The 26,654-nt window shown below is 35.2% G+C and carries 28 protein-coding genes and 1 riboswitch; of the genes, 2 read left to right on the top strand and 26 right to left on the bottom strand.

All coding sequences use genetic code 11. The features are described from left to right. Positions 1–2: 2 nt before the first annotated feature. The 4 genes from PGC35_RS08685 to PGC35_RS08670 all read right to left on the bottom strand — a co-directional run bounded on the left by PGC35_RS08685 (position 3) and on the right by PGC35_RS08670 (position 3,883). Positions 3–632 carry a CBS domain-containing protein gene (locus PGC35_RS08685; RefSeq protein ID WP_275785159.1) on the bottom strand — a complete coding sequence of 210 codons (630 nt, stop codon included), beginning with the start codon at positions 630–632 and terminating at the stop codon, positions 3–5. Positions 633–710: 78 nt separating this feature from the next. Next, a complete protein-coding gene (locus PGC35_RS08680; RefSeq protein ID WP_375218877.1) occupies positions 711–1,361 on the bottom strand; it encodes a LysM peptidoglycan-binding domain-containing protein in 651 nt (216 codons plus the stop codon). A gap of 79 nt (positions 1,362–1,440) precedes the next feature. Then, positions 1,441–2,856 (bottom strand): RecQ family ATP-dependent DNA helicase, encoded by a 1,416-nt coding sequence (locus PGC35_RS08675; protein ID WP_375218876.1) that lies wholly within the window; start codon positions 2,854–2,856, stop codon positions 1,441–1,443. After that, the gene (locus PGC35_RS08670; protein WP_375218875.1) at positions 2,849–3,883 is read right to left on the bottom strand and encodes a YpbB family protein; all 1,035 of its coding nucleotides are present in this window, start codon (positions 3,881–3,883) and stop codon (positions 2,849–2,851) included. Before PGC35_RS08670 ends, PGC35_RS08675 begins: the two co-directional genes overlap by 8 nt. Positions 3,884–3,995: 112 nt before the next feature. Between PGC35_RS08670 and PGC35_RS08665 the strand changes: the two genes are divergently transcribed. Then, on the top strand, positions 3,996–4,244 hold the full coding sequence (locus PGC35_RS08665) for a ferredoxin (RefSeq protein WP_053589821.1): 249 nt from the start codon (positions 3,996–3,998) through the stop codon (positions 4,242–4,244). A 304-nt stretch (positions 4,245–4,548) separates the two neighbouring features. Here the strand turns inward: PGC35_RS08665 and PGC35_RS08660 are convergent, their stop codons facing one another. The 13 genes from PGC35_RS08660 to PGC35_RS08600 form a co-directional block, all read right to left on the bottom strand. Further along, complete coding sequence (locus PGC35_RS08660; RefSeq protein WP_375218874.1) at positions 4,549–4,836, bottom strand: hypothetical protein; 288 nt, start codon at positions 4,834–4,836, stop codon at positions 4,549–4,551. Between the two features lie 339 nt (positions 4,837–5,175). Beyond that, positions 5,176–5,769: an ECF transporter S component gene (locus tag PGC35_RS08655; protein ID WP_056829435.1), complete on the bottom strand. Its 594-nt coding sequence runs from the start codon at positions 5,767–5,769 to the stop codon at positions 5,176–5,178. A 157-nt stretch (positions 5,770–5,926) separates the two neighbouring features. After that, positions 5,927–6,061: riboswitch (FMN riboswitch) on the bottom strand. A gap of 147 nt (positions 6,062–6,208) precedes the next feature. Then, positions 6,209–7,474, bottom strand: a complete 1,266-nt coding sequence (locus tag PGC35_RS08650; protein ID WP_375218873.1) for a hypothetical protein — start codon at positions 7,472–7,474, stop codon at positions 6,209–6,211. Next, the gene (gene sigX, locus PGC35_RS08645; protein WP_275785144.1) at positions 7,467–8,003 is read right to left on the bottom strand and encodes an RNA polymerase sigma factor SigX; all 537 of its coding nucleotides are present in this window, start codon (positions 8,001–8,003) and stop codon (positions 7,467–7,469) included. Before sigX ends, PGC35_RS08650 begins: the two co-directional genes overlap by 8 nt. A gap of 47 nt (positions 8,004–8,050) precedes the next feature. Then, on the bottom strand, positions 8,051–9,826 hold the full coding sequence (locus tag PGC35_RS08640; protein WP_375218872.1) for an ATP-binding protein: 1,776 nt from the start codon (positions 9,824–9,826) through the stop codon (positions 8,051–8,053). Next, a complete protein-coding gene (locus tag PGC35_RS08635) occupies positions 9,819–10,535 on the bottom strand; it encodes a response regulator transcription factor (protein WP_053589826.1) in 717 nt (238 codons plus the stop codon). The genes PGC35_RS08640 and PGC35_RS08635 overlap by 8 nt, the downstream gene beginning before the upstream one ends. A gap of 189 nt (positions 10,536–10,724) precedes the next feature. Continuing rightward, positions 10,725–11,915, bottom strand: coding sequence for a c-type cytochrome biogenesis protein CcsB (gene ccsB / locus PGC35_RS08630; RefSeq protein ID WP_375218871.1), 1,191 nt, complete (start codon positions 11,913–11,915; stop codon positions 10,725–10,727). A 4-nt stretch (positions 11,916–11,919) separates the two neighbouring features. Next, positions 11,920–13,569 (bottom strand): cytochrome c biogenesis protein ResB, encoded by a 1,650-nt coding sequence (gene resB, locus PGC35_RS08625; RefSeq protein ID WP_375218870.1) that lies wholly within the window; start codon positions 13,567–13,569, stop codon positions 11,920–11,922. Positions 13,570–13,583: 14 nt separating this feature from the next. After that, positions 13,584–14,120, bottom strand: coding sequence for a thiol-disulfide oxidoreductase ResA (gene resA, locus PGC35_RS08620; protein WP_156316776.1), 537 nt, complete (start codon positions 14,118–14,120; stop codon positions 13,584–13,586). A 99-nt stretch (positions 14,121–14,219) separates the two neighbouring features. Continuing rightward, on the bottom strand, positions 14,220–14,954 hold the full coding sequence (locus PGC35_RS08615; RefSeq protein ID WP_053589829.1) for a pseudouridine synthase: 735 nt from the start codon (positions 14,952–14,954) through the stop codon (positions 14,220–14,222). 107 nt (positions 14,955–15,061) lie between these two features. Next, the gene (locus PGC35_RS08610; protein WP_056829428.1) at positions 15,062–16,018 is read right to left on the bottom strand and encodes a D-alanyl-D-alanine carboxypeptidase family protein; all 957 of its coding nucleotides are present in this window, start codon (positions 16,016–16,018) and stop codon (positions 15,062–15,064) included. Between the two features lie 47 nt (positions 16,019–16,065). Continuing rightward, positions 16,066–16,638, bottom strand: coding sequence for an SMC-Scp complex subunit ScpB (gene scpB / locus PGC35_RS08605; protein ID WP_375218925.1), 573 nt, complete (start codon positions 16,636–16,638; stop codon positions 16,066–16,068). After that, the gene (locus PGC35_RS08600) at positions 16,631–17,410 is read right to left on the bottom strand and encodes a segregation/condensation protein A (protein WP_375218869.1); all 780 of its coding nucleotides are present in this window, start codon (positions 17,408–17,410) and stop codon (positions 16,631–16,633) included. Before PGC35_RS08600 ends, scpB begins: the two co-directional genes overlap by 8 nt. Positions 17,411–17,455: 45 nt before the next feature. On the opposite strand from PGC35_RS08600, the gene PGC35_RS08595 reads away from it, so the two are divergent. Then, positions 17,456–17,971, top strand: coding sequence for a DUF309 domain-containing protein (locus PGC35_RS08595; RefSeq protein ID WP_375218868.1), 516 nt, complete (start codon positions 17,456–17,458; stop codon positions 17,969–17,971). A gap of 48 nt (positions 17,972–18,019) precedes the next feature. Here the strand turns inward: PGC35_RS08595 and PGC35_RS08590 are convergent, their stop codons facing one another. The 9 genes from PGC35_RS08590 to xerD all read right to left on the bottom strand — a co-directional run bounded on the left by PGC35_RS08590 (position 18,020) and on the right by xerD (position 26,649). Beyond that, complete coding sequence (locus tag PGC35_RS08590; RefSeq protein ID WP_056829424.1) at positions 18,020–18,379, bottom strand: GNAT family N-acetyltransferase; 360 nt, start codon at positions 18,377–18,379, stop codon at positions 18,020–18,022. 166 nt (positions 18,380–18,545) lie between these two features. Further along, a complete protein-coding gene (gene lysA, locus PGC35_RS08585; protein ID WP_375218867.1) occupies positions 18,546–19,862 on the bottom strand; it encodes a diaminopimelate decarboxylase in 1,317 nt (438 codons plus the stop codon). A 69-nt stretch (positions 19,863–19,931) separates the two neighbouring features. After that, the gene (locus PGC35_RS08580; RefSeq protein ID WP_375218924.1) at positions 19,932–21,350 is read right to left on the bottom strand and encodes a spore germination protein; all 1,419 of its coding nucleotides are present in this window, start codon (positions 21,348–21,350) and stop codon (positions 19,932–19,934) included. 26 nt (positions 21,351–21,376) lie between these two features. After that, the gene (locus PGC35_RS08575; RefSeq protein ID WP_053589837.1) at positions 21,377–22,165 is read right to left on the bottom strand and encodes a SigF/SigG family RNA polymerase sporulation sigma factor; all 789 of its coding nucleotides are present in this window, start codon (positions 22,163–22,165) and stop codon (positions 21,377–21,379) included. After that, positions 22,165–22,611 (bottom strand): anti-sigma F factor, encoded by a 447-nt coding sequence (gene spoIIAB, locus PGC35_RS08570; protein WP_053589838.1) that lies wholly within the window; start codon positions 22,609–22,611, stop codon positions 22,165–22,167. The genes PGC35_RS08575 and spoIIAB overlap by 1 nt, the downstream gene beginning before the upstream one ends. Further along, positions 22,601–22,957 carry an STAS domain-containing protein gene (locus PGC35_RS08565; RefSeq protein WP_053589839.1) on the bottom strand — a complete coding sequence of 119 codons (357 nt, stop codon included), beginning with the start codon at positions 22,955–22,957 and terminating at the stop codon, positions 22,601–22,603. Before PGC35_RS08565 ends, spoIIAB begins: the two co-directional genes overlap by 11 nt. A 209-nt stretch (positions 22,958–23,166) precedes the next feature. Then, on the bottom strand, positions 23,167–24,471 hold the full coding sequence (locus PGC35_RS08560; protein ID WP_375218866.1) for a pyrimidine-nucleoside phosphorylase: 1,305 nt from the start codon (positions 24,469–24,471) through the stop codon (positions 23,167–23,169). Between the two features lie 16 nt (positions 24,472–24,487). After that, the gene (gene deoB / locus PGC35_RS08555; protein ID WP_375218865.1) at positions 24,488–25,666 is read right to left on the bottom strand and encodes a phosphopentomutase; all 1,179 of its coding nucleotides are present in this window, start codon (positions 25,664–25,666) and stop codon (positions 24,488–24,490) included. Positions 25,667–25,746: 80 nt separating this feature from the next. Continuing rightward, a complete protein-coding gene (xerD, locus tag PGC35_RS08550; protein ID WP_375218864.1) occupies positions 25,747–26,649 on the bottom strand; it encodes a site-specific tyrosine recombinase XerD in 903 nt (300 codons plus the stop codon). Positions 26,650–26,654 lie beyond the last annotated feature (5 nt).

Below are 26,654 nucleotides of genomic sequence, written 5' to 3'. Positions count from 1 at the left end.
TATCAATCTTTATCGATGTGTAATACTCGAAATCCTGACTTTTCAAGGTCTGCAATAATTCGATCTACTTTTTGATCGTTATCAATTTTAAGTACGATTCTACGGGCTAGTTTATCCGTTTCATCAAAAGTAACTAATGAAATTACAGGTGTATGATATTTGTGTAGAATATCCGAAACCTTAAGTATCCGACCTTCGGATTCAACTGAGGCAAAAGTAATTCTAGTGCCTTTTCTATTCATACCAAAAGCGCTTTGGAACTGGTTAATTGTATCATATCGTGTCACAATTCCTAGAAACTTTCCTTCATCTAATACCGCGATAATTGGAAAGTCGTACAGTTTTACAAAAGTACTTTCAAATACATCTTCTAATTCTACGAATGTATCTTCTCTTGTAACAACGTCCATAACAGTCGTCTTCTTTAAAAATGTTTCTCGATCCAAGTCACTATAGTAAAAGGCCTTATATAAAAGATATTTATTAAACATACCTCTATATATACCATTATCGAGTATAGGAAGTGCATCAATTTCTTTTTCATCAAGCTGCTGCAAAGCTTCTAGCAGTGAAGTATTTGGTTGAACAGTCAAACATTTTTCTTTAGGGATCATCACACTTTTTACAAACATTTAAAGTACACCTCTTCCAAACGGGATATTCTTTATATATTCTTCAAAAGTAGAAAATATCCTTCTTTACAAGTTATTCTAAGGCAATATCAGTTTCTGTCCAGCTGAAATACTATTAGATGTTAATCCATTTGCAGCTTTTATTTTTTCAACTGCATTTGGATCCTTATAATAGTTTACTGCTATTCGATACAGTGTTTCATCTGCTTTTACAATATGCGTTCTTTGTTCGGTTTCAACTTTTTGTTCTTCTTCTTTTGGTTCTTCTTCTTTTGGTTCTTCTTCTTTTGGTTCTTCTTCTTTTGGTTCTGTTTTCACTTCTGGTTTAACTTCTGGTTTCGCTTCAGGAGTCGCTTGTTCAGTTGTCTCCTCTTTTGGGGTTGAAGGTTCATTCTCATCTTCTGCTTCTTGCGAATTTTCTTCCACACTTTCTTCTTTCTCTTCCTGCTCCGTGCCATTTGATATTGGTTTTGTTTCCACTTGAATGACACCTTGACTAGAAGCCTCTTCCACTTCTGGAGTGTAGAAAAAATGTACATATAGGAAAATGCACACAGGTATTAAGATAAAGATAAAAAACAAAGAAGGTAACAGAAGGTTTTTAGATTTTTTTTTAGGCTTTTTAGTATAGCTAGATCTTCTCGTTCTTCTTGATTCCGTTATATTATCTTCTAGGCCAATAGATTGTCTATGCTCATCAATCTTTTTTTGATAATCGTCTTGATTCATATTGTTCAAACTCCATTCATTCCTTCTTTACTAACTCTATTATGACGAATTTTGTTGAAAAAGTAAACTTCACAATGTTTTAAGGACGGAGCAACTCATTAATTCTATTGAACCAGTTTAGTTCTATTTCTTCTCCATTTTGCTTTTCACGTTTTGTAAGAAATAGCTGGAGATCAAGTGAACAATTTGAACAACAGTTCATTGGCCTAGTAACCAGTTGTTCATCAAAAGAATATAAAATCTGTTCCCTTATACACCGTTCACTTTGGAATAAATTAAATAACTTTTGAATTTCTAGCCATTTTCTCTGTTTTATGTCATAAAATAAAGCAATAGTCTCTTGTTCAGATAAGATTTCCTTCCAATAATTCAATATACGCAACGTAGTCTCCGAAAGACTAATCTGATTGTCTTCAGATTGAAAAGCAGCATGAATATCCGTTTCATCCGGAAAATCTTTCATTGCAACATAAAAAGACTGTTCTACATCCGAATTAGTGTAAATAAGTGAAGCGATCGACTGATTTCCGTCTCTTGCTGCTCTTCCCACTTCTTGCATATAACTAGCAATAGAAGTTGGGATATGGTCATGTATAATTTGTCGAATATTGTTTTTATGAATACCCATACCAAATGCATTTGTTGCACAAATCCAATCTAAATCCCCATGCTGAAATTGTTGTTGGACTAATACACGATCATCTTGTTCCATTTTAGCATGATAAAATGCCACTTTTACTCCTCTTTCCTCTAATTCACTAGCATAAAATTCTGCTTTTTTACGAGATTGAGTATATAAAATTCCTGGACCATTAGTAGAGGTTATACGACCTACAATCCAAGCTTCTTTCTCCTTATGATCATCTACTTTTTGTACTTCATAAGCAATTGTAGGTCGATCTAATGAATGAATATACTCAAATGGATCTTTCATATGTAAGGTCCCTTTTATATCTTTAACTACTTTTTTGGTGGCAGTTGCTGTTAAAGCAAGTACATTCGCTTTTGGAAATGCATCTAACCATTTCGAGATTCTCAAATAATCAGGACGAAAATCATACCCCCACTGTGAAATACAATGTGCTTCATCTGCTACTATATATGCTATGGAAATAGCGGATAAGGCATTATTAAAACGTTTATTTTGAAGCATTTCTGGTGAAGTAAAGATAAACTTATAGGAAGCCAAATTTCTCATAACCATTTCTTTTTGTTCGTAAGTTAGAAAAGAGTTTATTGCAACTACTCTTTTTTCACCGATTATCTTTAATTGTTCTACTTGATCTTGCATTAACGATACTAATGGAGAAACAATTAAAACAGTACCCTTTATAAAATAAGCGGGCAATTGATATAATAATGATTTTCCCATACCAGTTGGCAGTATTGCGACTACATCTTTTCCTTCGATGACCTGTTCAATTATTTCTTTTTGTCCTTCTCGAAAAGAAATATATCCAAATTTCTGATGAAGAATTTCTGTCAGCTTATCCATTAGCCCCTTCTCCTTTTGCAAGTGCAATTCTAATTTGAAAAAAGCTTAAATGAGGAACATGCTCGCGAATAGCTTTTAACTTTTTAGTTTGTAAACTATTAGAAATCTTCAACACTTTATCAACTTGTTCATTGGATATATAAGAGTAAATAGGAAAGTTTCGTATAGCTGATACGATTTCAATAATATGATCTTCAATCGTATTAAATTTTAAAAAGCGTATTGCAGCTATATCTTCCAGGGTATGGCCTTTTTGAATTAATTGATACGTCTTCATTGCAGATTCAGTCAAAGGAGTTTGAACCTCTACATTTTTTGTGAGAGGTAATAAGTCTGGAAACTTTTCATTATGGATAATCGATAGTGCAATATGTAAACTCTCAATGAATAACAGTTTTATATCCAAAAGTGGTCGATTGTAATACCGAGCTAATTGCTCCCATGTCAACCCACTCCTTCCATAACCACTTAGACGATAGACAAATATTTCTCTATGAATATTCTCAAATTTTGTGTTCTCAAGTAGCTGCAGCAATTGTTGCCTAAAGTTTGTATAAAATTCTGCACTTTTATAATCCCTGCTAAATAGATATCCTTTAACAAAACGATGTATATCTGGATTCTTTTGATTTGGAACATAACGGTGCACATTGGCTTCAAAATGAGATAAAGTTTGAATAACCAAAGCAATTCTGCTCCAAAACATATGCTCATTTCCTCTATATAACCATCCATTAAATTGAGGGTCTCTCATTGAATTGATGTGCATTGTGCCTTTTTCTGTAAGATTAATAATCGACTTGTCTTCTTCAATATACCCCTCTTTTAAAAGTGTCAAAATTTCGCCATTATATTCATCTAGTGATAATTTAGGATACAGTGAAAAAAAAGGATGAAGTTTAAAATAAGTAACATCCTGTATCGTCTGGCCAGATTTTTTACCTTTTAATAAGTAAAATGGAGCTGTAGAAGACCGTTCTCCGTGAAACTTATGTATGATTAATAATAATAATTGATGAAAGTACACTGTAAATACCTCACGTTTTTTAATGTATTTTTGTTGAAATGTCACGTAAACAGCTTTAGAATGAATAGGATAGCTATTCCGTGTAAGCAGATATAAAGGAGAGAATATATTTATGGCTAAATATACAATTGTAGATAAAGATACATGTATCGCTTGTGGCGCATGTGGCGCAGCAGCACCTGATATATACGATTACGATGATGAAGGCATTGCATACGTTATTCTAGATGATAACATGGGGACAGTAGAAGTTCCAGACGAACTACTAGAAGATATGGAAGATGCTTTTGAAGGATGCCCTACAGATTCAATTAAAGTGGCAGATGAGTCATTTGAAGGCGATGCTTTGAAATTTGAATAGATGAACAATACAAACTGCCTAGATTTTTCAGGCAGTTTTTTTATAAGAAAAACATTTTAAAAGGCTTATCTAAAAGAAGCATTTTCTAAATAATAGAGGAATGTCCTTTCAGACTGGTAGACAAACTCGAATTTATTTCCTTACATTTGACGAGGCGCACTTAGCCTTCCTTACGCAGAGGGCACTGAAAAAGTCTATAGAATTTGACTTTACTAAATAATGTCGTCCGATAAATAAAAAAATCGTTGAAACGGCTCCCTTTCCGCGGGCGTTGCCTTAGCCTCCTAGGCCAACACGATGTTGGTCATGCAATCGTCGCCGCATGATGCGGCGAACTTAGATTGCCTTCCCCCTCAACTGCGGGGTCTTCGGCTAACGCTTTTCCCGCAGGAGTGTCGCCTTTTTCAACGATTTTCTTTATATACTGATTGAAAAAATTTAAGTGATTAATACTTGCTCTATTAATGGCATGATGGATTTCTAATTGGAACGCGGATAATAGTTGATTGAAGTGAAAGGCGGCGACTCTAGCCGGAAAAGCATGAGGTGAAGACCCTGGACTGAGCGGAGCGAGGGAAGCGGCTGAAGCCATGCCGGCGGAACGCGTCCGCCCGGAACGGAAATTAATGTGGCCAACATAAAAATCGAGTATGTGAACAACTTGTCGTTCACATACTTCAGTGAGGACTTTCTCAGTGCCCTTGCTCGACTCCTGTAGTGTCGCCTTTCTCGCTTTCCCGAAGGATTCGAGCGGACTCTTCCCAAACCTACAAAAAAAATACTTTATTATTTTTTATATACTCAGGAAGAATAATCCTGAGTTAATAGAAAAGCCTGACAAAAAATCAAAATAATGAACGAGACCAATTAGCAAAATTCCTTTTGTAAAACGAGAAAGGACGTTTCTCTAAGATAGAGAAACGACCTTTAATTAATTTGTATCCGGAACTCGAAACGAATTTGTTACTCGGTCGAGCATTGGTTTCATTCGCTTAAATAAAACAATCATAACGATTGTAACTAATAGTCCTTTTATCAAATTGAACGGTAGGATACCGAAAATAATAGAATTGAACAAAGCTGTACCAGTCTCCATAGGGAAGTTTAAGAAGTACGTATACATTGGTAAAAATACAAAGTAATTTAAAACACTCATGCCTATTGCCATGGAAATCGTTCCAGAAGCTAAACCGTACATGATCCCTTTAGATGATGATGCTTTGCGATAAATTAAATAAACAGGTGCTATAAATAGAATACTAGTTACAAAATTCGCCATATGTCCTACTGGTACACCAGTTGGACTTCCAGCAAACAACCAATCTAATACGTTTTTCAAAAACGCTACGACAATACCTGCAATTGGCCCCATCGTAATAGCCGCAATTAGTGCTGGAATATCACTAAAATCCACTTTTAAATAAGCTGGTAGTACCGGTAACGGAAATGCAAGTAGCATCAATACAAAGGAAATACTACTCAACATTGCGATAGCAATAAGCTTTCGCGTCTTACTTTTTGTCATTATTCCTCTCTCCTTTTGCGATTCACTCCACAAGAAGAAAGGTTCAGTACGAAATTGTAACTCAAAAATCCCTTAAGCTATTAAAGAGCTCAAGGGAGAAACAAGGCACACTTAAAAAAAGCGTATCCGCATTAGAGTATACGAAAAACGACTGTACCTTCACCTTCTCCCATCCAGACTATACTGTCGGCTTTGGAATCTAACCAAATCCTGCCAATTACGGCTCGCGGGCTCAAGAAATAAATCTTCTAATACCGCCGATCGGGAATTTCACCCTGCCCCGAAGATGAATCAATATTTTATTATACTTCAAGAATAATATCTTGAATTAATAATATATTAACAAAAACACAACCTTTATGCAATATAATTGCTTCAAAATTTTATGATACAAAAAATGCCAGGCTTTGATAAAATCAAAGCTTGGCATTCCAAATTCTTATTGGACGCTCATTATAAAACCATTTGGTCCAAGTGGAGTAGGAAGGGTATTTTCGAAATTAAATATTTCCCACTGCTCCTGTACTACATTTTCTAATTTCACTTCAGTTCCAAAGCTTGCTGCGGTCAATGCGAATGCTTCAATTAATCTTGTAGCCTCATTTGGCTCCATTGATTCTAAATCCAATGGTTCGTTAAATTTGATAACAGCTATTCCTTCTCGATCTTCATATGAGTAAGTAATATTCGATGGGATTACAGAAGTGTATATGTCGTTATCTACGTTTTTCATTTCACTAAATGCTTCAGCAATCGTTTCATAAGAAGCTGAAAAGTTAGGAGTTAAATATATATTTCCATTTTGGGCACGGTAATTATAGTAATTATGTTGACCTTTCGACCCTTCTAATTTACTCGGCTCAGCTAATATGCCTACTTGATCCCATTCAAGTGGAGAGCCGTCCTCATTTAAAAGAGCGATTGAATCAAAATCCGTAAAAATTTCATTTAGAGAGCTCCAATACGGTACCGATGTTCCAGACGCTGTGTCATAACCATGTTCATTAGGGAGATAATGCTTTAATAATTGATTATCCGCAACAAAATACCCTTTATAAGGATGATACTCTGTAAATCCGAGCGACTCTTCATTAATCAAACTTGCATAACGTTCATACAACTGTAAACTATTTGGTTTCATATCTGGAAAATCGGCTTCCACTTGCTCTTTTGGAATAATAATTGTGACAGGTACAGTTAATGCATTTTCATTGAATGAAAAATGAAACACAGTACCTCCATTTAAATCACCTTCATAGACAGCATATCTTTTATCTATTGGTTTTAATTCTATATACGATTCCATTATACTTGTCATTTTTGACATATCGTCCGATGATTCAGTTTTACTTTCTTCACTTGTTATGGCAGCATTCTCTGTAACATCCATTGACTGCATACTTTCTTCTTCACTGCTCTTCTGTTCCATTTTTTCGCTAGTGCTATACTGCTTCATTGAATTATTATTATTCAAATAGGAAGAAACTAAAAAAGTGAGAAGAAATACGGAAGCAATAGAAATAACTAAAGGTAACCATTTGGATTGAATCCTACGTGAAGAATATATAGTTGATTCTTTTTCGTGACCTAATACCTCTTGTTTTACCCGATTATACACATCTTCTTTGGAACGATGATCTGTAAACTTGGGCATTTGGTTCAGTAATTCATCTAGTGCTTCATCATCTTTTTTCCAATTACTCATGATGAACCTTACCCTCCTTCTTTGTTTCAGATAATCGTTCACGCAATGACTTTATAGCTCGGTGTTGTGTTGTTTTCACTTTTCCTTCTGACCAATTTAGTATTTGTGCTGTTTCAGCAATAGATAGCTGCTGAAAATATCGCATTATGATAACCATTTTTTGATCGCCAGTGCAATCATCTAGAGCAGTTAATAGAGATTTCATTTCGTCATTCAATTGAACTAAATCCTCTGGAAGCATATCTGACGATGCAAGCTGCATCGTTTCCCAATTAAAGGATTCGAACAACCTTTTTTTTCTCACTGATTGCTTTCTAAAATGGTCGATTGCTACATTTTTAGCAATAGAAAATAGCCATGTCTTCTCAGAACTTTTCCCCTCGAATCGGCTATAAGCCCTTAAAACGCGAACATACACTTCTTGGACCAAGTCTTCCGCAGTCTGTCTATTTTTAACCAAATAGATCAGAAACTGAAAAACGTCTTGATGATAATTATCATACAAGCGGTGGAAAACGGAGTCATTCATAAGCTCCCCCCGTTCTTACAATTAGTCGTTCATGAACTGTTTTTGTTTCAATTAGTTAGAGGTAATCGGATAATGAATTTAGTACCAACACCTAGTTCACTTTCCACAGATAAATTACCATCATGACGTTCTATTATATTTTTAGCAATTGCTAAACCAAGACCTGTTCCACTCTTTCCTCTCGTTCTTGCTTTATCCCCTTTATAAAAACGTTCGAAAACATAAGGAAGGTCTTCACTCGGTATGCCATAACCTGTGTCTTCCACTTCCATCACAAATTGATGGTCGATTTTCGAAATTCTAACTGTGACAGATCCTTTTTCCGTATGACGCAGAGCATTGTCAATTAAATTTGTCAGCACTTGTTCCATACGATCTTCATCGATTTCTAGCGTCATAGGCTCAAGTAAGTTTTGTTCAAAATTTAAACGAAGATTTTTTTCTTTCGCTATTTGATCAAACTTTTGAGTAATTCGTTCAATTGTAGGTATTACCAATACTTCCTCTTTAAAAATACTTAAGTAGCCTGATTCTAAACGTGCTAAATCTAATAATTCTGTTACAAGTCTTCCCATTCGTTTAGATTCATCATAAATGATTCGAATCATCTCTTTACGGTCTTCCTCCGTCGTCACAACATCATCAATGATCGCTTCACTATATCCTTGTAGCATCGAAATTGGTGTTCTGAGTTCGTGTGAGACATTGGCAATAAAGTCAGAACGCATTTTATCCAACTGGTGTTGTTCTGTCATATCTCTCAGAACTACAACTGCTCCCCTAACCATATCTTTACTGTAAAGAAGACTTATAGAAACGGAGAAATAGGAACCTTTAATTTCTAATTCTTCATCTATCTCCTCTTCATTATGGAAAACATGATCCAGTAAATGGTATAGTTCTGCAGGCAAATGAGAATTATCAGCTACTTCATTATTCATATGCCATTTTTGCATTAAAAGCTCCGCTTGTGGATTACTTACTTGCACGTTGAAATCTTTATTAAAGGTAATCACTGCATCTGTCATGGAAGTTAATATGTTTGATAGCTGTTCTTTTTCTTGATTAATTACTTCCACATGATGTTTTAATTGACTTCCCATTCGATTGAATGCGGTTGCCAGTCCTCCTATTTCATCCTTTTGATGATAGGAAACTTTTGCTTCAAAATTCCCTTTTGCTAGTTCTGAAGCTGCTTCTCGCATAGAGCGGAGAGGAGATGTGATTCTAGAAGTTAAGAAAAACGAAAACATGGTAGTTAACAATAACGCAATAAATCCTGATAAAAAGACAATGTTCGTTGTCTGGTTGGACGTTTTGTTTACCACGTCTAAACTTTGATATATAAATACACCGCCATGTATTTCATTATTTGACTCCAAAGGAGATGCTAATATAATATATGATTCCATCTTATTCTCTTCTGTCATGGACGGCATTAACATTTTTTTAATAATTGTATCGTTAGATGTATAAACTTTTGTAAGTTCTTTATCTTTAAGTATTTTATCTCTAATAACATCTTTCTTTAAACCATCGTGAACAGACAAAGAAACGGAATTCGAATCTCTAACAATTAAGGCACTTGTTTCTGTACCAAGTATATCTTCAATAATTTGAAAGGAATCTTCCACCTGGTTGTACTCTTCCACTATTTTCCCTATAGTTGCTGCCTCTTGTCTTAAAGATTCTTCCGCTTGCTCTGTATGGAAATCTGTTAAGAATTCTAGCATTAAAACGGTGACAATAAACAACACAAATAAGACGAGAAGCAATATGGTTCCCCATAGCTTCCCGACAACACTATTCCAAATTCTATTCATTGACAACCTCAAATTTGTAACCTACACCCCAAACAGTTACGATCATTTTAGCTGCCTTTTCAGATACTCTATTTAACTTCTCACGTAACCGTTTTACATGGGTATCGACTGTTCTCAAATCTCCAAAGAAATCATAATGCCAAACTTCTTTTAACAACTGTTCTCGATCAAACACTTTGTCTGGTGCTTTTGCTAAAAAGTAAAGTAACTCATATTCCTTTGGAGTTAAGCTTACTTCAACACCATCTGCAGTAACACGATGTGCATCATGATCAATAGTTAAATGAGGAAATACTACAATATCTTTTGAAGCAGAAGCTCCTTGAATAGGTGACAATACAGCAGAGCGTTTTAAAATAGCTTTAATGCGCAAGACTACTTCCCTTGGACTAAATGGTTTTACTATGTAGTCATCAGCACCAAGTTCAAATCCCTCGACTCTGTTTGCTTCTTCGCCTTTAGCAGTTAACAATATGACCGGTGTTTCCTTATGTCCTCTTAATTCAGTAATTACTTCAATACCGTCTTTCTCAGGCATCATAATATCTAATAATATACAATTATAATCATTCTCTAAGGCAAGTTGTAATGCAATTTCTCCATTTTCTGCTTCTTCAACTTCGTAACCTTCACGTTCTAAATACATTTTTAACAATCGACGGATACGTTCTTCATCGTCTACTACTAAAAGCTTAATCATTTCAGACATAATATCATACCCTTCTATCAACTTCTAATATATATTGTACAATTAGTCGTACTAAATTGAAAGAAAAGCTCCTATCTCTTTAAGAGACAAGAGCTTTTTCGTTTATTTATAGAATAGAATATCTATCGCTACTTGTACAGACTTCATACACTATTCACCGAGAGTTATATAAGCACATAAGCGATTCTATTAAGCGTAAGAGTGTAAGCCAGCAATAATTAAGTTTACTGCTATTAAATTGAACATAATAATTATAAAACCAATTAAAGCTAGCCAAGCAGATTTTTCACCATGCCAACCTTTAGTTAGACGTAAGTGAAGGAACACTGCGTAGAACAACCAAGTAATAAGCGCCCAAACCTCTTTTGGATCCCATCCCCAGAATCTAGACCATGCCTCATGTGCCCAAATCATTGCAAAAATTAGTGCTCCTAAAGTGAACACAGGGAAACCGATAAGAACTGAACGATACCCAATTTCATCCATATATTGAGAGTTAGCTTTTTTAGCAAATGGTTGCAGCACAGCTGCTATAGGTTTGCGTAAAATTAAACGCAGTATTACATATAATATTGTTCCAAAAATAACAGACCATGTAACAATCGTAAGTTTTTTAGCATTTACTAATGGCGGCATTTCCACCAGTGGTTCCATCGCATTTTCTGTGATGGCTTCAGATTTATTCATCCCAAAAATAGCTGGCATGTTATATTCCATTTCAGCTGCATTACCTTCTTTATTTACATAACTATATTCAGCCTTATAGTCTGCAATTGTAAATGAAGTCGTAGAAATGACAAAACCAAGAACTAAAACAACCAAATACATAACTGCCTCTATCCAAAAGCTCTGTTTTGATTTTTTTGTCAAATCAATATTTTTTAGAAGCCAAATTAATCCTGCAACGGCACTAATGGCTAAAATGGATTCACCAAGTGCCGCAGTAATTACATGGACAGTCAACCAGTAACTTTTAAGAGCCGGGATTAACGGGGTAATATCTCTTGGGAACATACTTGCATATGCAATGATTAATACGGCAATTGGTAATGCAAAAAGCCCAAGAGAAGGTACTCTATAAATAAAGTAAATTAAAATAAATGCCCCTACAACCATCATCCCAAACGCAGTTGTAAACTCAAATAAATTACTAACCGGAGCATGTCCAGCTGCAATCCATCTTGTAAAAAAGTAACCAAGATTGGATATAAAACCAATAATAGTAACTGTAATTGCTAATTTTCCCCAGCGATCAAATGATTTTGAAGTAGTATTCTCCGAGCTAGAACCTTTTACTGCTCCCCCGAATAAAAAAGTTGCAACTAAATAAGCAATAAATGCTATTAATAATAAGGTACTACTAAGTGATACCAAATCCATAAAACTAGACTCCTTTCTCTTTTTCCGCTTTAGCGTCTAAATCTTGTTGGTCTTCATAAGGTGGAAGAATCGCAACTTTTGAAACTGCATCTAAGTCTTTTTGAATACTTAACCAGTTTTTGTTTGTATGTGCTGCAATTACAACTTGCCCATCTTCTAATTGCTGCAACCATATACGACGATGATTCCAGTATGAACCTTGGGCTACCCCAATCATGAAGATCAGTCCGCCAAGTCCGAGTAAAGGAAGCGTTAAATCTTTGCGAATAGTTAAACCAGAAACATCTCTTGTCTCAACGCTTTGGAATGCAATCTTATGCTGATTTTCGCCAAGTGGCTCTAATGTTTCTTTGATCATTACAAAGCTTGTTTCTCCTTTTGGAAATTCCGGACTATACATTTTCACCAAAAATGCAGGATTATTAGGAAGCGGCGATTGTGATTGTGGAACTCCATCTTCAAAACCAGTGAAATCCGCGTAATAATCCATAATTTCCACTTTGTAGCCATCTTTTAACTGATATTCTGTTTGGGGATTAGCCAAATCAATTGTAAATTCCCCGAAAGACTCCTTAGAAGCTTTGTCTTGTAATTGGAATGTCATAGATTTTAATTCATCTAAACGGAAATCCATTTGGAAGACAGAGAAGTTATCAAATTTAAGCGGTTGATTCACTTGAATTGATTCTTCTTTAATAGGTTTTAAATCATCAGGTTTTCCTGCAATTGCATCATCTGCACCTTTATATAACACAACATCTGATTGATAATTTTTAGCAATTGTTCCAACTCGGTCAATTGCTTCACCAAACACTTCTTCCGACTCTTCCTTTGAATACGTTTCATAAATAAAATCTTTGCTTTCCAAGAAGTATCCATTTGTCTTTGGTATGTAAAGTGTTTCTCCTTCTCTTAACCACATTGTTTCATCCACATAAAATCCCGGTATAGCTCTCAACATAACTCCAAATAAGAAGATAATTAGACCAAGATGATTCACATATGGGCCCCAACGAGAAAAACGACCTTTTTCTGCTAAGATTGCATTTCCTTCTCGTTTTACTTTATAGCGCATTGTATTCAGTTTTTCTTCTGCTTTATTTAAAGAATCTAATGGCTCTTCCACATTGCCAATTCCATAAATACGCTGACGACTCAAAAAACTGATATGTCTTTTCGTTTTTTGTTTCTTAAGAGATTTATAAAGTGGAATTACACGGTCTAAACTTGCAATAACTAATGAAATCCCTAACATACCAACTAATGTTTGGAACCACCATGAGCTATATAAGTCTGATAATCCCAATTCATAATAAACTTTCCCGAAAGTACCATATACTCTCTCATAATACGCGGCAATATCTGCTTCCGATACCGCAGGTACATAGAACACTTGTGGTAATATTGTCCCTATCGCAGCCGCCACTAAAATAGCAACAATTATCCACATACCGACTTTCACACTAGAAAAGAAATTCCAAATCTTATCAATAATTGTTTTGTTATATGTTTGAGACCTTCTAGCAGATCCTTCATAACGCATGTCTACTAGTTTTTTTTCTTTTATTTCTTGTGATAAAGGACGACCACAGCTTTCACATAACTCTGTACCAGCTGGGTTTACGTTACCGCATGTACAAACTATTTTGTCCATTTATACGAACTCCTTTAGGAAGGTTTAACCTGTTCCATAAAATTAGCAATGTCTTGCTCTGTCATTTCACCTTTTATAATTTTCTCAATACGACCTTCTGGATTAATTAAAAAAGTGGTTGGCAGTGGGTCGATATTATATAGTTCCATTACACTTTTATTCCGATCAATTGCAATAGGAAAAGTTAAACCATATCGATTAACAAAGCTATTTACTTTTAAATCAGATTCCCCAATATTAATTGCCAGTGTTTGAACACCCTGATCCTTATACTCATTATACTGGTTGTCCATAGCCGGCATCTCTGTTGCGCAAGGTTTACACCACGTACCCCAAAAATTTAAGAAAATACCTTCACCTTGATAATCAGAAAGTTTATGCTCGTTACCATTCATATCTACTAGCATAAAATCTGGTGCTTTATCACCTACTTGAAGGACGGCGTTTTTTTCTTTGTTTAAGTTGGAGTAAACAGTAAACACAATAGCAAATGTAAGCACTACCAAAATAACAGTTCTTATATAAAAACGCTGTTTTTTAGTTTGAGCCATTTCATTTTCCTCCATTTCCAAACATAACCGACACTATTATACCAAAATAAATACACACAAAAATTAAGACTTATGACTGCTTTGTGAACAAAAAACCCTTTATTTCCCTACCTTACCTGTTTCAGCTAGAACTCTTAATTGTTTGACCTCATGAGTAGTAAGCTCTCTCCATTCTCCCGCATTTAAACCATGCAGTGTTAAAAAACCAAACTGCTCACGCTTTAATTTTTGCACAGGGAAACCGATTGCATCAAACATACGACGAACTTGTCTATTCTTACCTTCATGAATTGTAATTTCTACAATAGCTTTATTTGTCTTTCTTTCAGAAGACAATAGTTTTACCCGAGCAGGAGCAGTTTTTCCATCCTCTAAAACAATTCCACGTTCTAGGGGACGTAATTGTTCTTTTAATGGAATACCTTTTACCCGCGCTACATACGTTTTATCTACTTTGAATTTAGGATGTGTTAAAGCATAAGAAAAGTCTCCGTCATTTGTAAGTAATAATAAACCTGAAGTTTCGTAGTCTAATCTTCCTACAGGATATAGACGCTCCGTAACATGAGGTAAAAGATCGGTCACAGTTTTTCTACCCTTATCATCCGATACAGCTGATATAACCCCTCTAGGCTTATAGAGTAAATAGTAAACTTTTTGCTCTTTTTCTAATTTAACTCCTTCTACTTCCACTGTATCCGAATCCGATACTTTTATTCCGAGTTCCGTGACTACTTTACCGTTTACTTTAACTTTTCCTTGTAGGATCAGTTCTTCTGATTTTCTTCTTGATGCTACCCCTGCATGAGCAAGTACTTTTTGTAATCTTTCCAATTAATTCACCTCGTCCATTCTTTCCACTAACATGAGTGAATTATGTCATACTTTCAGCCAAATTAAAAGAAGACAGTCTTTTTAGAAAAACTGTCTCCTCCGATTGTTTATTTTATTTTATCTACTTTAAATCGTAAAGCAAGTTCATTATTAATGTAGACATTCCACATATATGGATTGGAATCTTTTTTCCTTGGTATATGTAAAACATTTTGGAGTTGCTCTTTTTCATCTTTGTTTAATAGTAATATATAGTCTTTTTTAACCTTGATTACTTCTTTATTAAAAATTTTATATTTACCTTTTTCCACTACTTTAACGTTTTCATAATTTGCGAAAATATTATCAGCTAATGCAGTATGTGTCTTCCAATCATTTGAGTTATTCAATGTCACAACGATTATTTCTTTCGAACCATCTTTAAAATAAGTAACAAGCGTTCTGCCTGCTCTTTTTGTAAAACCAGTTTTACCAGCAATAGCTTGATCTGAATAATGGAGAAGTTTATGTTTGTTTTTCCAAATCACATTTCTCTCTTTTGGTCGAAACGTTTTGGCGGAAGCTATTTTCTCAAAATCTTCATCTTTAAGGGCAAGTCGAAGCATATTAGCCATATCTATTGCAGAAGAATAATGATCATCATGATGAAGTCCTGACGGATTAGTAAAATGTGAATTTTCTAGTCCTGCAAGTTGCATTTTCTCATTCATCATTTTGACAAATCCTTCAACCGACCCCCCTGCATGTTCAGCAAGTGCATATGCAGCATCGTTACCCGATTGTAAAAGAAGACCATAAAGAAGAGATTCTACAGTCCATACTTCACCAGCTTGTAAATATAAAGAAGATCCTTCTTGCGAGGCTGCTTGTGTTGAAATCGTAATTTCTTCATCTAAATCAGAAGCATCAAGAACTGTTAAAGCTGTCCAAACTTTTGTTAGACTAGCAATCGGTAGCTCTGCATGAGCATTGCTTCCCTCTAGTAATCTACCAGAGTTAACATCAATGGCTACGTAAGAGGAAGAAGCCTCTACACCAGTTGTTTGCCAAAATAGCAAGAACATCAAGATAAGCAGTGTTTTTTTGAAAATATTATTTACTCCTCTTTAATTTATTCCTGATTTACAAATGCTTCCTGGAACTTCGTCATAAACAAGTCAGTGTCTTCCATATCATCCACTGCAATTTCATCCGGAAGTGGTGGAAGTGCTGAAATATTCTTTAATCCAAAATATTGAAGGAATTCGTTTGTAGTACCATATAAAATGGCTCTACCAGTGCCTTCTGCTCGACCAACTTCTTGAATAAGACCTTTAGCAGATAAAGTATAAATTGGTCGTTCAGATTTCACTCCACGAATGTCCTCTATCTCAACCCTCGTGATTGGTTGCTTATACGCAATAATAGCTAGTACTTCTAAGGATGCTTGAGAAAGAGACTGAGTAGTAGGATTCTCAACCAATTTTTGTATGCTTTGTACATTTTCAAGCTTAGTTACTAATTGATATGTACCTGCTAACTGTTTAATGATGATACCTCTTTCTTCCTTATTCTCGTAATCTACTATCATTTTTTCTATAGTTTCTGTAATCTGTTGTTCTGTCGTTTCAGTTAAAAATGCTAGTTGTTTTATTGTTAAACCATCATCTCCACTTACAAACAACAAGCTTTCAATTTTACTCATCAATTTCATCGTCGAATTCACTTTCAAAATCTTCCTTTCGCAATAGAACAAATAATTCCTCAAAATTGCTTTTTTGTTCTATTTGAACAATCTGCCGCTTCATTAACTCTAGTAAGGATAAAAAAGTGGTTACAATTGTCGTTTTATCCCTAGTAGGAAAAAGATTATAAAATGATATTTTTCCCCCACTTTTCTTTAAAGTGGATATAACATTTTTCATCTGATCTTTTATCGAAATTTCTTGTTTACTTATTCGAGTATGAAGTGGAGCATTCAATTGTTTCCTTCTAAGCATTTTTTGGAAGGCACCCAACATATCATACACATTTACATCAAGTTCAAATAATGCTAACTGCTTACTATCCTGAAAACCACTTAAATCAGCAGGAGGTCTTGTATAAAAGAGACTAGAAGATTCCTCCATCTCTTGTAGATTACTTGCCGCTTCTTTGTATTTCTTATATTCTATTAACTTTAAAACTAATTCATCCCTTGGGTCATCTAACGAAAGATCAAAATCATCATCCATTTCGTCATCTTGATGTATAGGGAGTAACATTTTACTTTTAATGGATAATAAAGTAGCTGCCATCACTAAATACTCGCTAGCTTCATTTAACTCGAGCACCCGCATAGCATGTATATGCTCCATATATTGTGATGTGATCTCCGCCATTTTAATATCATATATATCTATTTCCAAACGATTTATTAAATGTAATAATAAATCCAGAGGCCCTTCAAACGCCTCCGTTTTAACTTCATAAGACATAAAACTCCACCTATTATCGGTTTTTAACATCATTATAGAGGAAAGGTGATACTATTGCATCCTACATTCCATCCTAATTTCGTACAATTTATAAAAGAATTTAATGTGACACACGATTATTTTGAATGTCACGAGGTATTAGAAGATTATTGGAAAGAGGTTGCCCCAAAACAAAAAAGTCATCCTTTAACCGCGTTAATATTAATGTCTACAAGTATGTATCATTGGCGTAGGGGAAATAATCCAGGAGCTCTAAAAACCATGAAAACGAGTATAAAACGGTTAATAGAAACTAGTGGCTCACCTTTTTATGAAACCATTGATTATAGTAGTCTAATACAGGACACTGCAAGTTCATTAATACATATGCAAGAAAACGAACCATTTCAGCCTTTTCTTGTTTCTATTAAAGATCCGCATTTAAACTCATTAGTAGAAAATTACAATATCAAAACTAGTTTTGATAAAAATTTTCTTATTCATAAGCATATGCTAAGAGATCGTTCAGAAATACTTGCAGAGAGAGAAAAAAGCAAAAAAAGAAGAAATGACATTTTATAATGTCATTCTTCTTTCTTAACAGAACTTTAATCGGAATACATTAAGAATCTAAACCTCTTCATCTTCTGTCTTACATTTTTCGTAGAAAGCTTTAATATCCTCTGATGGTTGAATAGATGTTGTATGTAAAATAGATGGCAAATTCTGTATCATATCTTTTCCTATACCTTCTCCTCGATGAGAAGGATTGACTGAAATATGTTGAATGATTCCATCTGTACCATTCATTCTAACACCGATTAGCCCTACTAGATCTTCATCCTTTTTCCAAAGAAACAAATGCCAATCGGGATCGGTTTCATATAGATGAATTGTTTCCAATAGTTTTTTCACGTCTTTCTCGTGAGGCATAAAGGAAAGTAGTCCCATTGATATTTTTTCAAATGTTTTTTTATAACGTAGCAACATAGTTAAGACCCTCTTTTAATTTCTTTAAAAGAATATTTTTACGTGACAATTTTTTCAATTACAAATTACTATTAGGAGCTATAAAGAACCAGTATATTAAACCCCAAATAATTCCAGCTAAAAGTAAAATAAGAAACAGAATAATGTTTTGTTTTTTCATCTTGTTTCACTCCTTTTCTAATGATAAAGGAAGGTCAAGATGGACAATATCTTCCAGCGTTTCTCTTCTTACCGCTAATTGATGTTTGCCATTTTCCACAAAAACGACTGCAGGTCTTACTAAACGATTGTAATTGCTAGCCATCGAATAGCCATATGCTCCTGTGCAAAACATTGCTAAAATATCCCCTGGCTCCGCTTTAGGTAATGAAATTTGTTCAATTAATTTATCACCTGATTCACAACATTTACCAGCGATTGTATAGTTTTCAACATTTTTTTCACCCATTTTATTTGCAATAACTGCATCATAAAGTGCTCCATACAATGCTGGTCGAATATTATCGGACATACCACCATCAACTGCTAAATACTTCCGTACATCTGGTACTTCTTTTTCAGAACCTATTGTATACAGAGAACTACCTGCATCTCCAACTAGTGATCTGCCTGGTTCAATCCAAATTTCTGGCATTGCCAAGTTAACTTCTTCCACTAAATCTTTAACAACCTTTATCATTTCTCTCACATAAACAGACGGCTCAAGAGGAGAGTCTTCTTCCGTATATTTAATACCGAAGCCCCCACCTAAGTTTAATACAGTACACAGGAATCCATAACTATTATACCATTCAATCATTTTTTTGATTAATTTTTCGGCTGCAACTTTAAATCCGATTGTTTCGAAAATTTGAGATCCAATATGGCAATGCAATCCAAGTAATTGAATATAATCATGTTGATAAACTTCTTGGAACGCTTTGTCAGCTTGTCCATTTAACAAATCGAATCCGAACTTGGAATCTTGTTGCCCTGTTGTAATATAGTCATGTGTATGTGCTTCTACGCCAGGAGTAACACGCAATAGAATATTTACTTTTTGATTGTGTTCTTTAGTTAACGTATCCAATAATTCTAATTCATAGAAATTATCTACCACGATACAACCTATTTTATGCTCAAGCGCCAACAATAATTCTTCTTTGCTTTTATTGTTCCCATGAAAGTGTATACGTTCAACAGGAAATCCAGCTTTTAAAGCGGTGAATAACTCTCCTGCCGAAACGACATCAAGAGATAAATTTTCTTGCTTCATTACTTGATACATTGCGACACTTGAAAATGCTTTACTTGCATAGGCAACTTGGGCTTGTACATTTTGTTCTTTAAACGTGTTATTAAATCCACGTGCACGCTCTCTAATTAGCGACAAGTCATATACAAATAGTGGTGTCCCATAAGTTTTAGCTAATTCTGTACTGTCGATTCCACCAATTAATAAGTGTCCTTTTTCATTTACAGCATGCTTTGATACCATCACCATGTCTCCCGCCTCTTTTCCTCTATTTCTATATGAACTTTACCACAGAAAATGAGGCAAATGCAATGTTATTCATGACCTTTTGCGAACAGGCGCTCGTGTAATAAAAGGTCTTTTTGCATCTGCAGGCATAGGAAATCTTATAAAAATACGTAAAAAAGCCTTAGGAAAGAAAGGAACAACTGGCCATAAATAGGGAACATTCAAAGGTTTCACCGAGCACACATACCAAAACAAAATTACGAGAGCAATGAAAAACCCGTTTACGCCAAATGCTGCTGTACTCAACAAAATAAACAATCTGAAAATTTTTGTCGTTATACTTAACTCATAAGATGGAATAGCAAATGTAAAAATTGCAGTGATAGCTGTATACAAAATTACTTCTGGAATAAACAAACCTACATCAACAGCCATTTGTCCAATTACCAATGCTGCAATAATTCCCATTGCTGTAGACAATGGGGTAGGTGTATGAATAGCTGCTAATCGCAGAAATTCTATACCAACATCTGCTAATAGAATCTGTAATAAAAGCGGTATTTCACTTAACTTCTTCGGCCCTAAGAACTCTAATGCTTTAGGGAGAAATTCAGGATGCTTCGCTAATAAATACCACAAAGGTAAAAGAAATAAACTTAGTAGCACTCCTAAGTACCGCAACTGTCGTGCAACTGTACCAATTATAGGAGCCTGCCTATATTCTTCGGCATGCTGAAGATGGTGAAAAAGTGTTGTCGGAACAATAATGACAGACGGCGAAGTATCGACAACGATCACAATATGTCCTTCAAGTAAATGAGCTGCTGCAATGTCAGGTCTTTCGGTGAATCTTACAAAAGGCAATGGATGAAAGCCTTGTTTAAATAACCATTCCTCCAAGGCTTTATCCGTCATCGTGAACCCGTCATGATTAATTTGTTTTAGCCTATCACGAATCTGAACCAAATTATCTTCATTGGCTATGCCCTTAATAAAAGTAATTGCTATGTCTGTTTGACCTAAATTAGAAACTTGATGTAATTCAAACCGCAAATCGGTGTCACGGATTCTTCTTCTGATTAATGCCGTATTTTGTACGATATTTTCTGTAAAGCCATCACGAGAACCCCTTACTACTTTTTCATTATCTGGCTCTTCTGGCTGTCTACCTGGATATGATCTTACATCTATCGTATATACAGAGCCATTTTTTAATATAAATGTAACTTGTCCACTAAGAAGTGCTGCAAGCCATTTTTCCTTCGAATCATATTCTGTAATGGCGTGATAAGGAAAGTAATGCTCCATTACTCTATTCTCATCTAAATCTGTATGCCAATTATTATCTTGGACATTTGTTAACAATTCAGTAAGCACTAGCCCATCTACTAGACCATTTATATAGACAAGCAGTACTGGAAATTCGTATAAATGGGTATGCAATATTCCCACATCATACGATTCATTGACGCCAAACTTTTCTTTTAAGTACTCTTCTGCTTCTGACATATTAGAAAATAGCGGTTTCGTTTTAATCACCCATCTTTTGCTTTTGGATTATGCGCAAAACCAGCAGGTACCAACCAAGTTTTAAGCTGAGTTAAGATTTTCTTCTCTAATCTTGAGACTTGTACTTGAGATATACCTAATCGTTCTGCAATATCGCTTTGAGTACAGTCTAGGTAATATCGCAAATAAATAATCATCTGTTCTCTTTTTTCTAACTTTTCTACTAGTTCTCTAAGCGGTATATGATCAAATGACTTTTCAGAGCGCTCATCTTTCATTTGATCCATCAAAGTCAAAGCATCTCCACTTTCATTTTCATATAGTTGTTCTTGTAACGAAGCTGGATCTCTTAATGCATCTGTTGCCATGACTATTTCTTCTCTTGAAACTTCTAAAATACTTGCTAGTTCAAGTATAGTCGGTTGTCGTTCATGCTTTTTCATGAAGTCATCTGTTGCGTGACGGATTTTAAAATTCAGCTCTCGAATGGAACGACTAATTTTAACCATCCCATCATCTCTTAAGAATCTTTGAATTTCTCCAATAATCATCGGAACTGCATACGTGGAAAACTTAACTTCATAACTAAGGTCAAACTTATCGACGGACTTCATTAAACCAATACAACCAATTTGAAACAAATCTTCTAAGTCGGCCCCTCTTGATGCAAACCGTTGCACAATAGACCAAACAAGCCTCGTATTACCCTCAATCATCTGCTGTCTCGCTAATTTATCACCCGATTGCGATAAAGCAATTAACTCCCTCATTTTTTCTTGTGTAAGTAAAGTAGTCGGCTTATTATTCATCATCATTAGACAATCCTACATGACTCTTGAATTGGTACAAATTTCTTCGTAATGGTTACCGTTGTCCCCCTATCAGGAATAGAGTAAATGTCCACGTCATCACTAAAGCTTTCCATAATGGTAAACCCCATTCCAGAACGTTCTTCCTCCGGTTTCGTTGTAAAAAGAGGCTCACGTGCTTGATTGATATCTCGAATTCCTCTGCCAGAGTCAACAATAGAAACAACTATTTCTCTACCTATTCTTTGCGCATGAATTTCTATTTTCCCAACACCATCTTCGTCGTATCCATGAACAATTGCATTTGTTACTGCTTCTGAAATAACTGTTTTAAATTCCGATAATTCCTCAATGGTTGGATCAATTTCAGCAATAAAGCTAGACATTACCATTCTAGCTAACGCTTCATTCTCACTTTTGGCAATAAAAGATAATGTGATCTCATTGTCCATAAACGATTCCCCCTAAATTTGACATAATTTCAATTTCTGATTCGTTATAAATATATGGGCTTAAACCTGCAAACTCGAAAATTTTCTTCATCGTAGGGGATGGATTTACAATAATTGTTTGTCCATCTACTGGTGCAAGTTCGCGCATTCTACCAAGAATTAGACCGATTCCAGAGCTGTCCATAAAATGTAAATCTTTTAAATTCCAAACTATTACTTTAATAGAACCATTTTTGATCATCGGTACTATCTCATTGCGTATATCATGAGTTCCATGATGATCTAATTCACCTTTTAATCGAATAATAATTATTTCGTCTCCGACTTTTTCTACTTCGTGATACATAAAATCGCCTCCTCTGATAGCGCTATTCAACATCCACAAATGAAAATCCTTGCGCTTGACAAAAGTAGAAAAAATCATTGTTTTTTAGTTCATTTTCGACAAAGAATTATTCATTCCTAGTATAGGAATATTATTCTATTTCTAAACAAAAAATAGGCATCTCGCAAAAGTTTTTTTAAACTTTCGCAAGATGCCTACTTGTAATAAATTTAAGCTGTTATAATTTCATAAATAAGTGGTGGGGCTTCTTTTTGTGTATCTTCAATTTCAATGTTAGCAGTTAATTTGTCTAATACTTCTTGTACATTTTCTGTATTAGCATATAGGGTTGCAAGTGATTCGCCCTTCTTAACATAATCACCAACTTTTTTCTGTAATACAATACCTACTGCAAGGTCGATCTCTGACTCTTTCGTAGCTCGCCCTGCTCCTAATAGCATTGCTGCAGTACCTATTTCATCTGCTTCCATGAACGTAATAAAACCATCCTGTTTAGCTGGAACATTAATGGTGTATTTTGCTTGAGGTAACAATGAAATATCATCAATAATGGCATCGTTTCCACCTTGACTCTTAATAAACCTTTTAAAAATATCTAAAGCAGAACCGTCTTCTATAACTTTTAGGAGCATCTCTCTTGCTTCCTCTAACGAATCGGCTTTTTCTCCTACCACAACCATTTGGCTTCCTAAAGTCAAACAAAGTTCCGTTAAATCTTTTGGTCCTTTTCCTTTAAGCGTTTCAATTGCTTCAATGACCTCTAGTGCATTTCCAATCGCATACCCCAAAGGCTGACTCATGTCTGAAATGATAGCCATTGTCTTTCTTCCGACATTATTACCGATGCGTACCATTGCTTTTGCAAGCTCTCTAGCATCTTCTGTCGTTTTCATGAATGCTCCCTCGCCAGTTTTTACGTCTAAAACGATTGCTCCTGCTCCAGCTGCAATCTTTTTGCTCATAATGGAACTTGCGATAAGCGGTATACTATTTACGGTCCCAGTTACATCACGAAGTGCATATAACTTCTTATCCGCAGGAGTTAAATTACCACTTTGACCAATCACAGCTAGTTTAAGTTCGTTGACTTGTTTCTCAAACTGTTCTGGAGAAAGCTCAACATGAAACCCTTCAATTGCTTCTAGTTTATCGATAGTACCGCCAGTATGACCTAGACCCCGTCCACTCATTTTAGCAACAGGAACGCCACACGCAGCAACTAACGGACCTAGTACAAGTGTAGTTGTATCGCCAACTCCCCCGGTTGAGTGTTTATCTACTTTTATCCCTTCAATAGCAGACAAATCTATCTGCTCCCCTGAGTTTACCATTGCAAGCGTTAGATTCGCTCTCTCTTCATCATTCATATCTTGAAAGAAAATAGCCATTAGGAACGCACTGACTTGATAGTCTGGAATGGTATTATTCGTATATCCTTGGATAAAGAAGTCTATTTCAGCTTTCGTTAAAGAATTTCCGTCTCTTTTTTTTTCAATAATATCAATCATTCTCATTGTTTTGACCCGCCCTTTACTTAAGTAAGGATAAAAAGCTTTCTCCAAAATTCGTTTTTGATACTCCAAAGTTTTCAGCAATAGTTGCCCCGATATCAGCAAATGTGCTACGTAAAGGAAGTTCTTTCATCTCTTTCAACAGTGGAGAATATACTGTTAAAGGAACATATTCACGTGTATGGTCCGTTCCCGGCATTGTAGGATCATTCCCATGATCTGCAGTAATAATCAATAAATCGTCTTCTGTTAACTTTGGTAAGACTTCTGTTAAGCGTGCGTCAAACTCTTCTAAAGCTTTCCCATATCCAAGTGGATCACGGCGATGCCCAAATGATGCATCAAAATCTACTAAGTTTAAAAAGCTTATGCCAGTAAAGTCTTTATCTAATGTCGTGATTAACTTATCCATTCCATCCATATTATCTTTCGTGCGTTCGGTAGAAGTTATTCCTTCCCCATTAAATATGTCGTTTATTTTGCCTAATGCTATCACATCTAAACCAGCATCTTGTAATTCATTCATAACTGTTCTTCCAAAGGGCTTTAAAGCATAATCATGTCTATTGGATGTTCGTATGAAGTTTCCAGGTTCTCCGATAAATGGACGTGCAATAATTCTTCCAACTAAATATTCAGGTGAGAGAGTTAGTTCTCTTGCAATTTCACAAATACGATATAGTTCTTCGAGTGGAACTATTTCTTCATGTGCAGCTATTTGGAGTACTGGATCAGCAGAAGTATACACAATAATTGCTCCAGTTTTCATATGTTCTTCACCAAGTTCGTCTAGTATCGCAGTACCACTTGCAGGTTTATTACCAATTACCTTACGTCCAGTTTTTTCTTCTAATGCTGAGATTAATTCTTCTGTAAATCCATTAGGATATACTTTGAAAGGTTTATCGATGTTTAAACCCATGATTTCCCAATGACCCGTCATAGTATCCTTTCCTACAGAAGCTTCTTGCATTTTTCCATAATACGCTGAAGGTTGTTGGACAGGTGAAATGCCTTTTATCGTTTCAATATTTCCTAACCCTAGTTTTTGCATCTCTGGCATGTTCAAGCCGTTCATTTTTTCAGCTATATGTCCTAAGGTATGTGATCCTGTATCCCCAAATGCTTCCGCATCTGGTGCCTCACCTATTCCAACTGAGTCCATGACGATGACATGGATACGTTTAAATTTTCTCATCTTTTTCCCTCCCACTGTTTACTTCTAGTTTACCAAAATTTTTAATAAAGTACAGGTCAGACCTCTGACAAATTTTAAAGTTATGCTCTTGGATGAAATTGTTTATATACTTCTTTTAAACGAGTTTTACTTACATGTGTATATATTTGTGTCGTTGAAATATCTGCATGACCAAGCATCTCTTGAACCGCTCGTAAATCGGCTCCATTTTCAATCAAATGAGTAGCAAAAGTGTGCCGAAGTACGTGTGGAGTGATTTCTTTTGTTATTCCTGCATTCATAGCATGCATTTTTAATAACTTCCATATCCCTTGTCTAGTTAATCTTTTTCCTCTTTGATTAATAAATATGGCATCAGTCTTCTCAGTAGCTTTTAATAATTTTGGACGTGCCTCTTCAATATAATTTTGGCACGCTTTTATTGCTGCTCCACCTAATGGAATAATACGCTCTTTCCCACCTTTTCCAAAGCAACGAACAAATCCCATAGTTAAATGTAAGTCTTCCAAATTCAAATTTAGACACTCACTAATACGCATACCACTTGCATACATTAATTCAAACATTGCTAAATCTCGTTTACCTTGAGGCTTTGAAACATCGATACTACTTAATAAATTGTTTAATTCTTCTACGGAAAGGAAATTTGGTAATTTTTGATCCATCTGTGGAATTTCCAAATGGATGGTGGGATCATGGTTTGTTACTTTATCTCTCAACAAAAATTGATGAAACGAACGAATCGAAGAAATATGTCTTGCAATGGATCTTGGACTTTTCCCTTCTGACTTTAACTTTCGTAAGTGAATAAGTATATTCTGGCGCTCTACTTCATCTAAACTATGTAATTTTTGCTCATTAAAAATATGATTTATATAATCCATTAAATCTTTTTTATAGGATATTAGTGTGTTATCTGCCAATTGACGTTCAATCCGCAAAAAATGCAAATAATCTTCTAATTGAAGCATTCCTTTTTTCATTGTTT

Origin of the sequence: Psychrobacillus sp. PGGUH221 (genome assembly GCF_042055255.1) — a bacterium.
In the GTDB taxonomy this organism is placed as follows: domain Bacteria; phylum Bacillota; class Bacilli; order Bacillales_A; family Planococcaceae; genus Psychrobacillus.
Note: the sequence above shows the minus strand (reverse complement) of the source record. Positions and strands in the feature narration are given on the sequence as shown.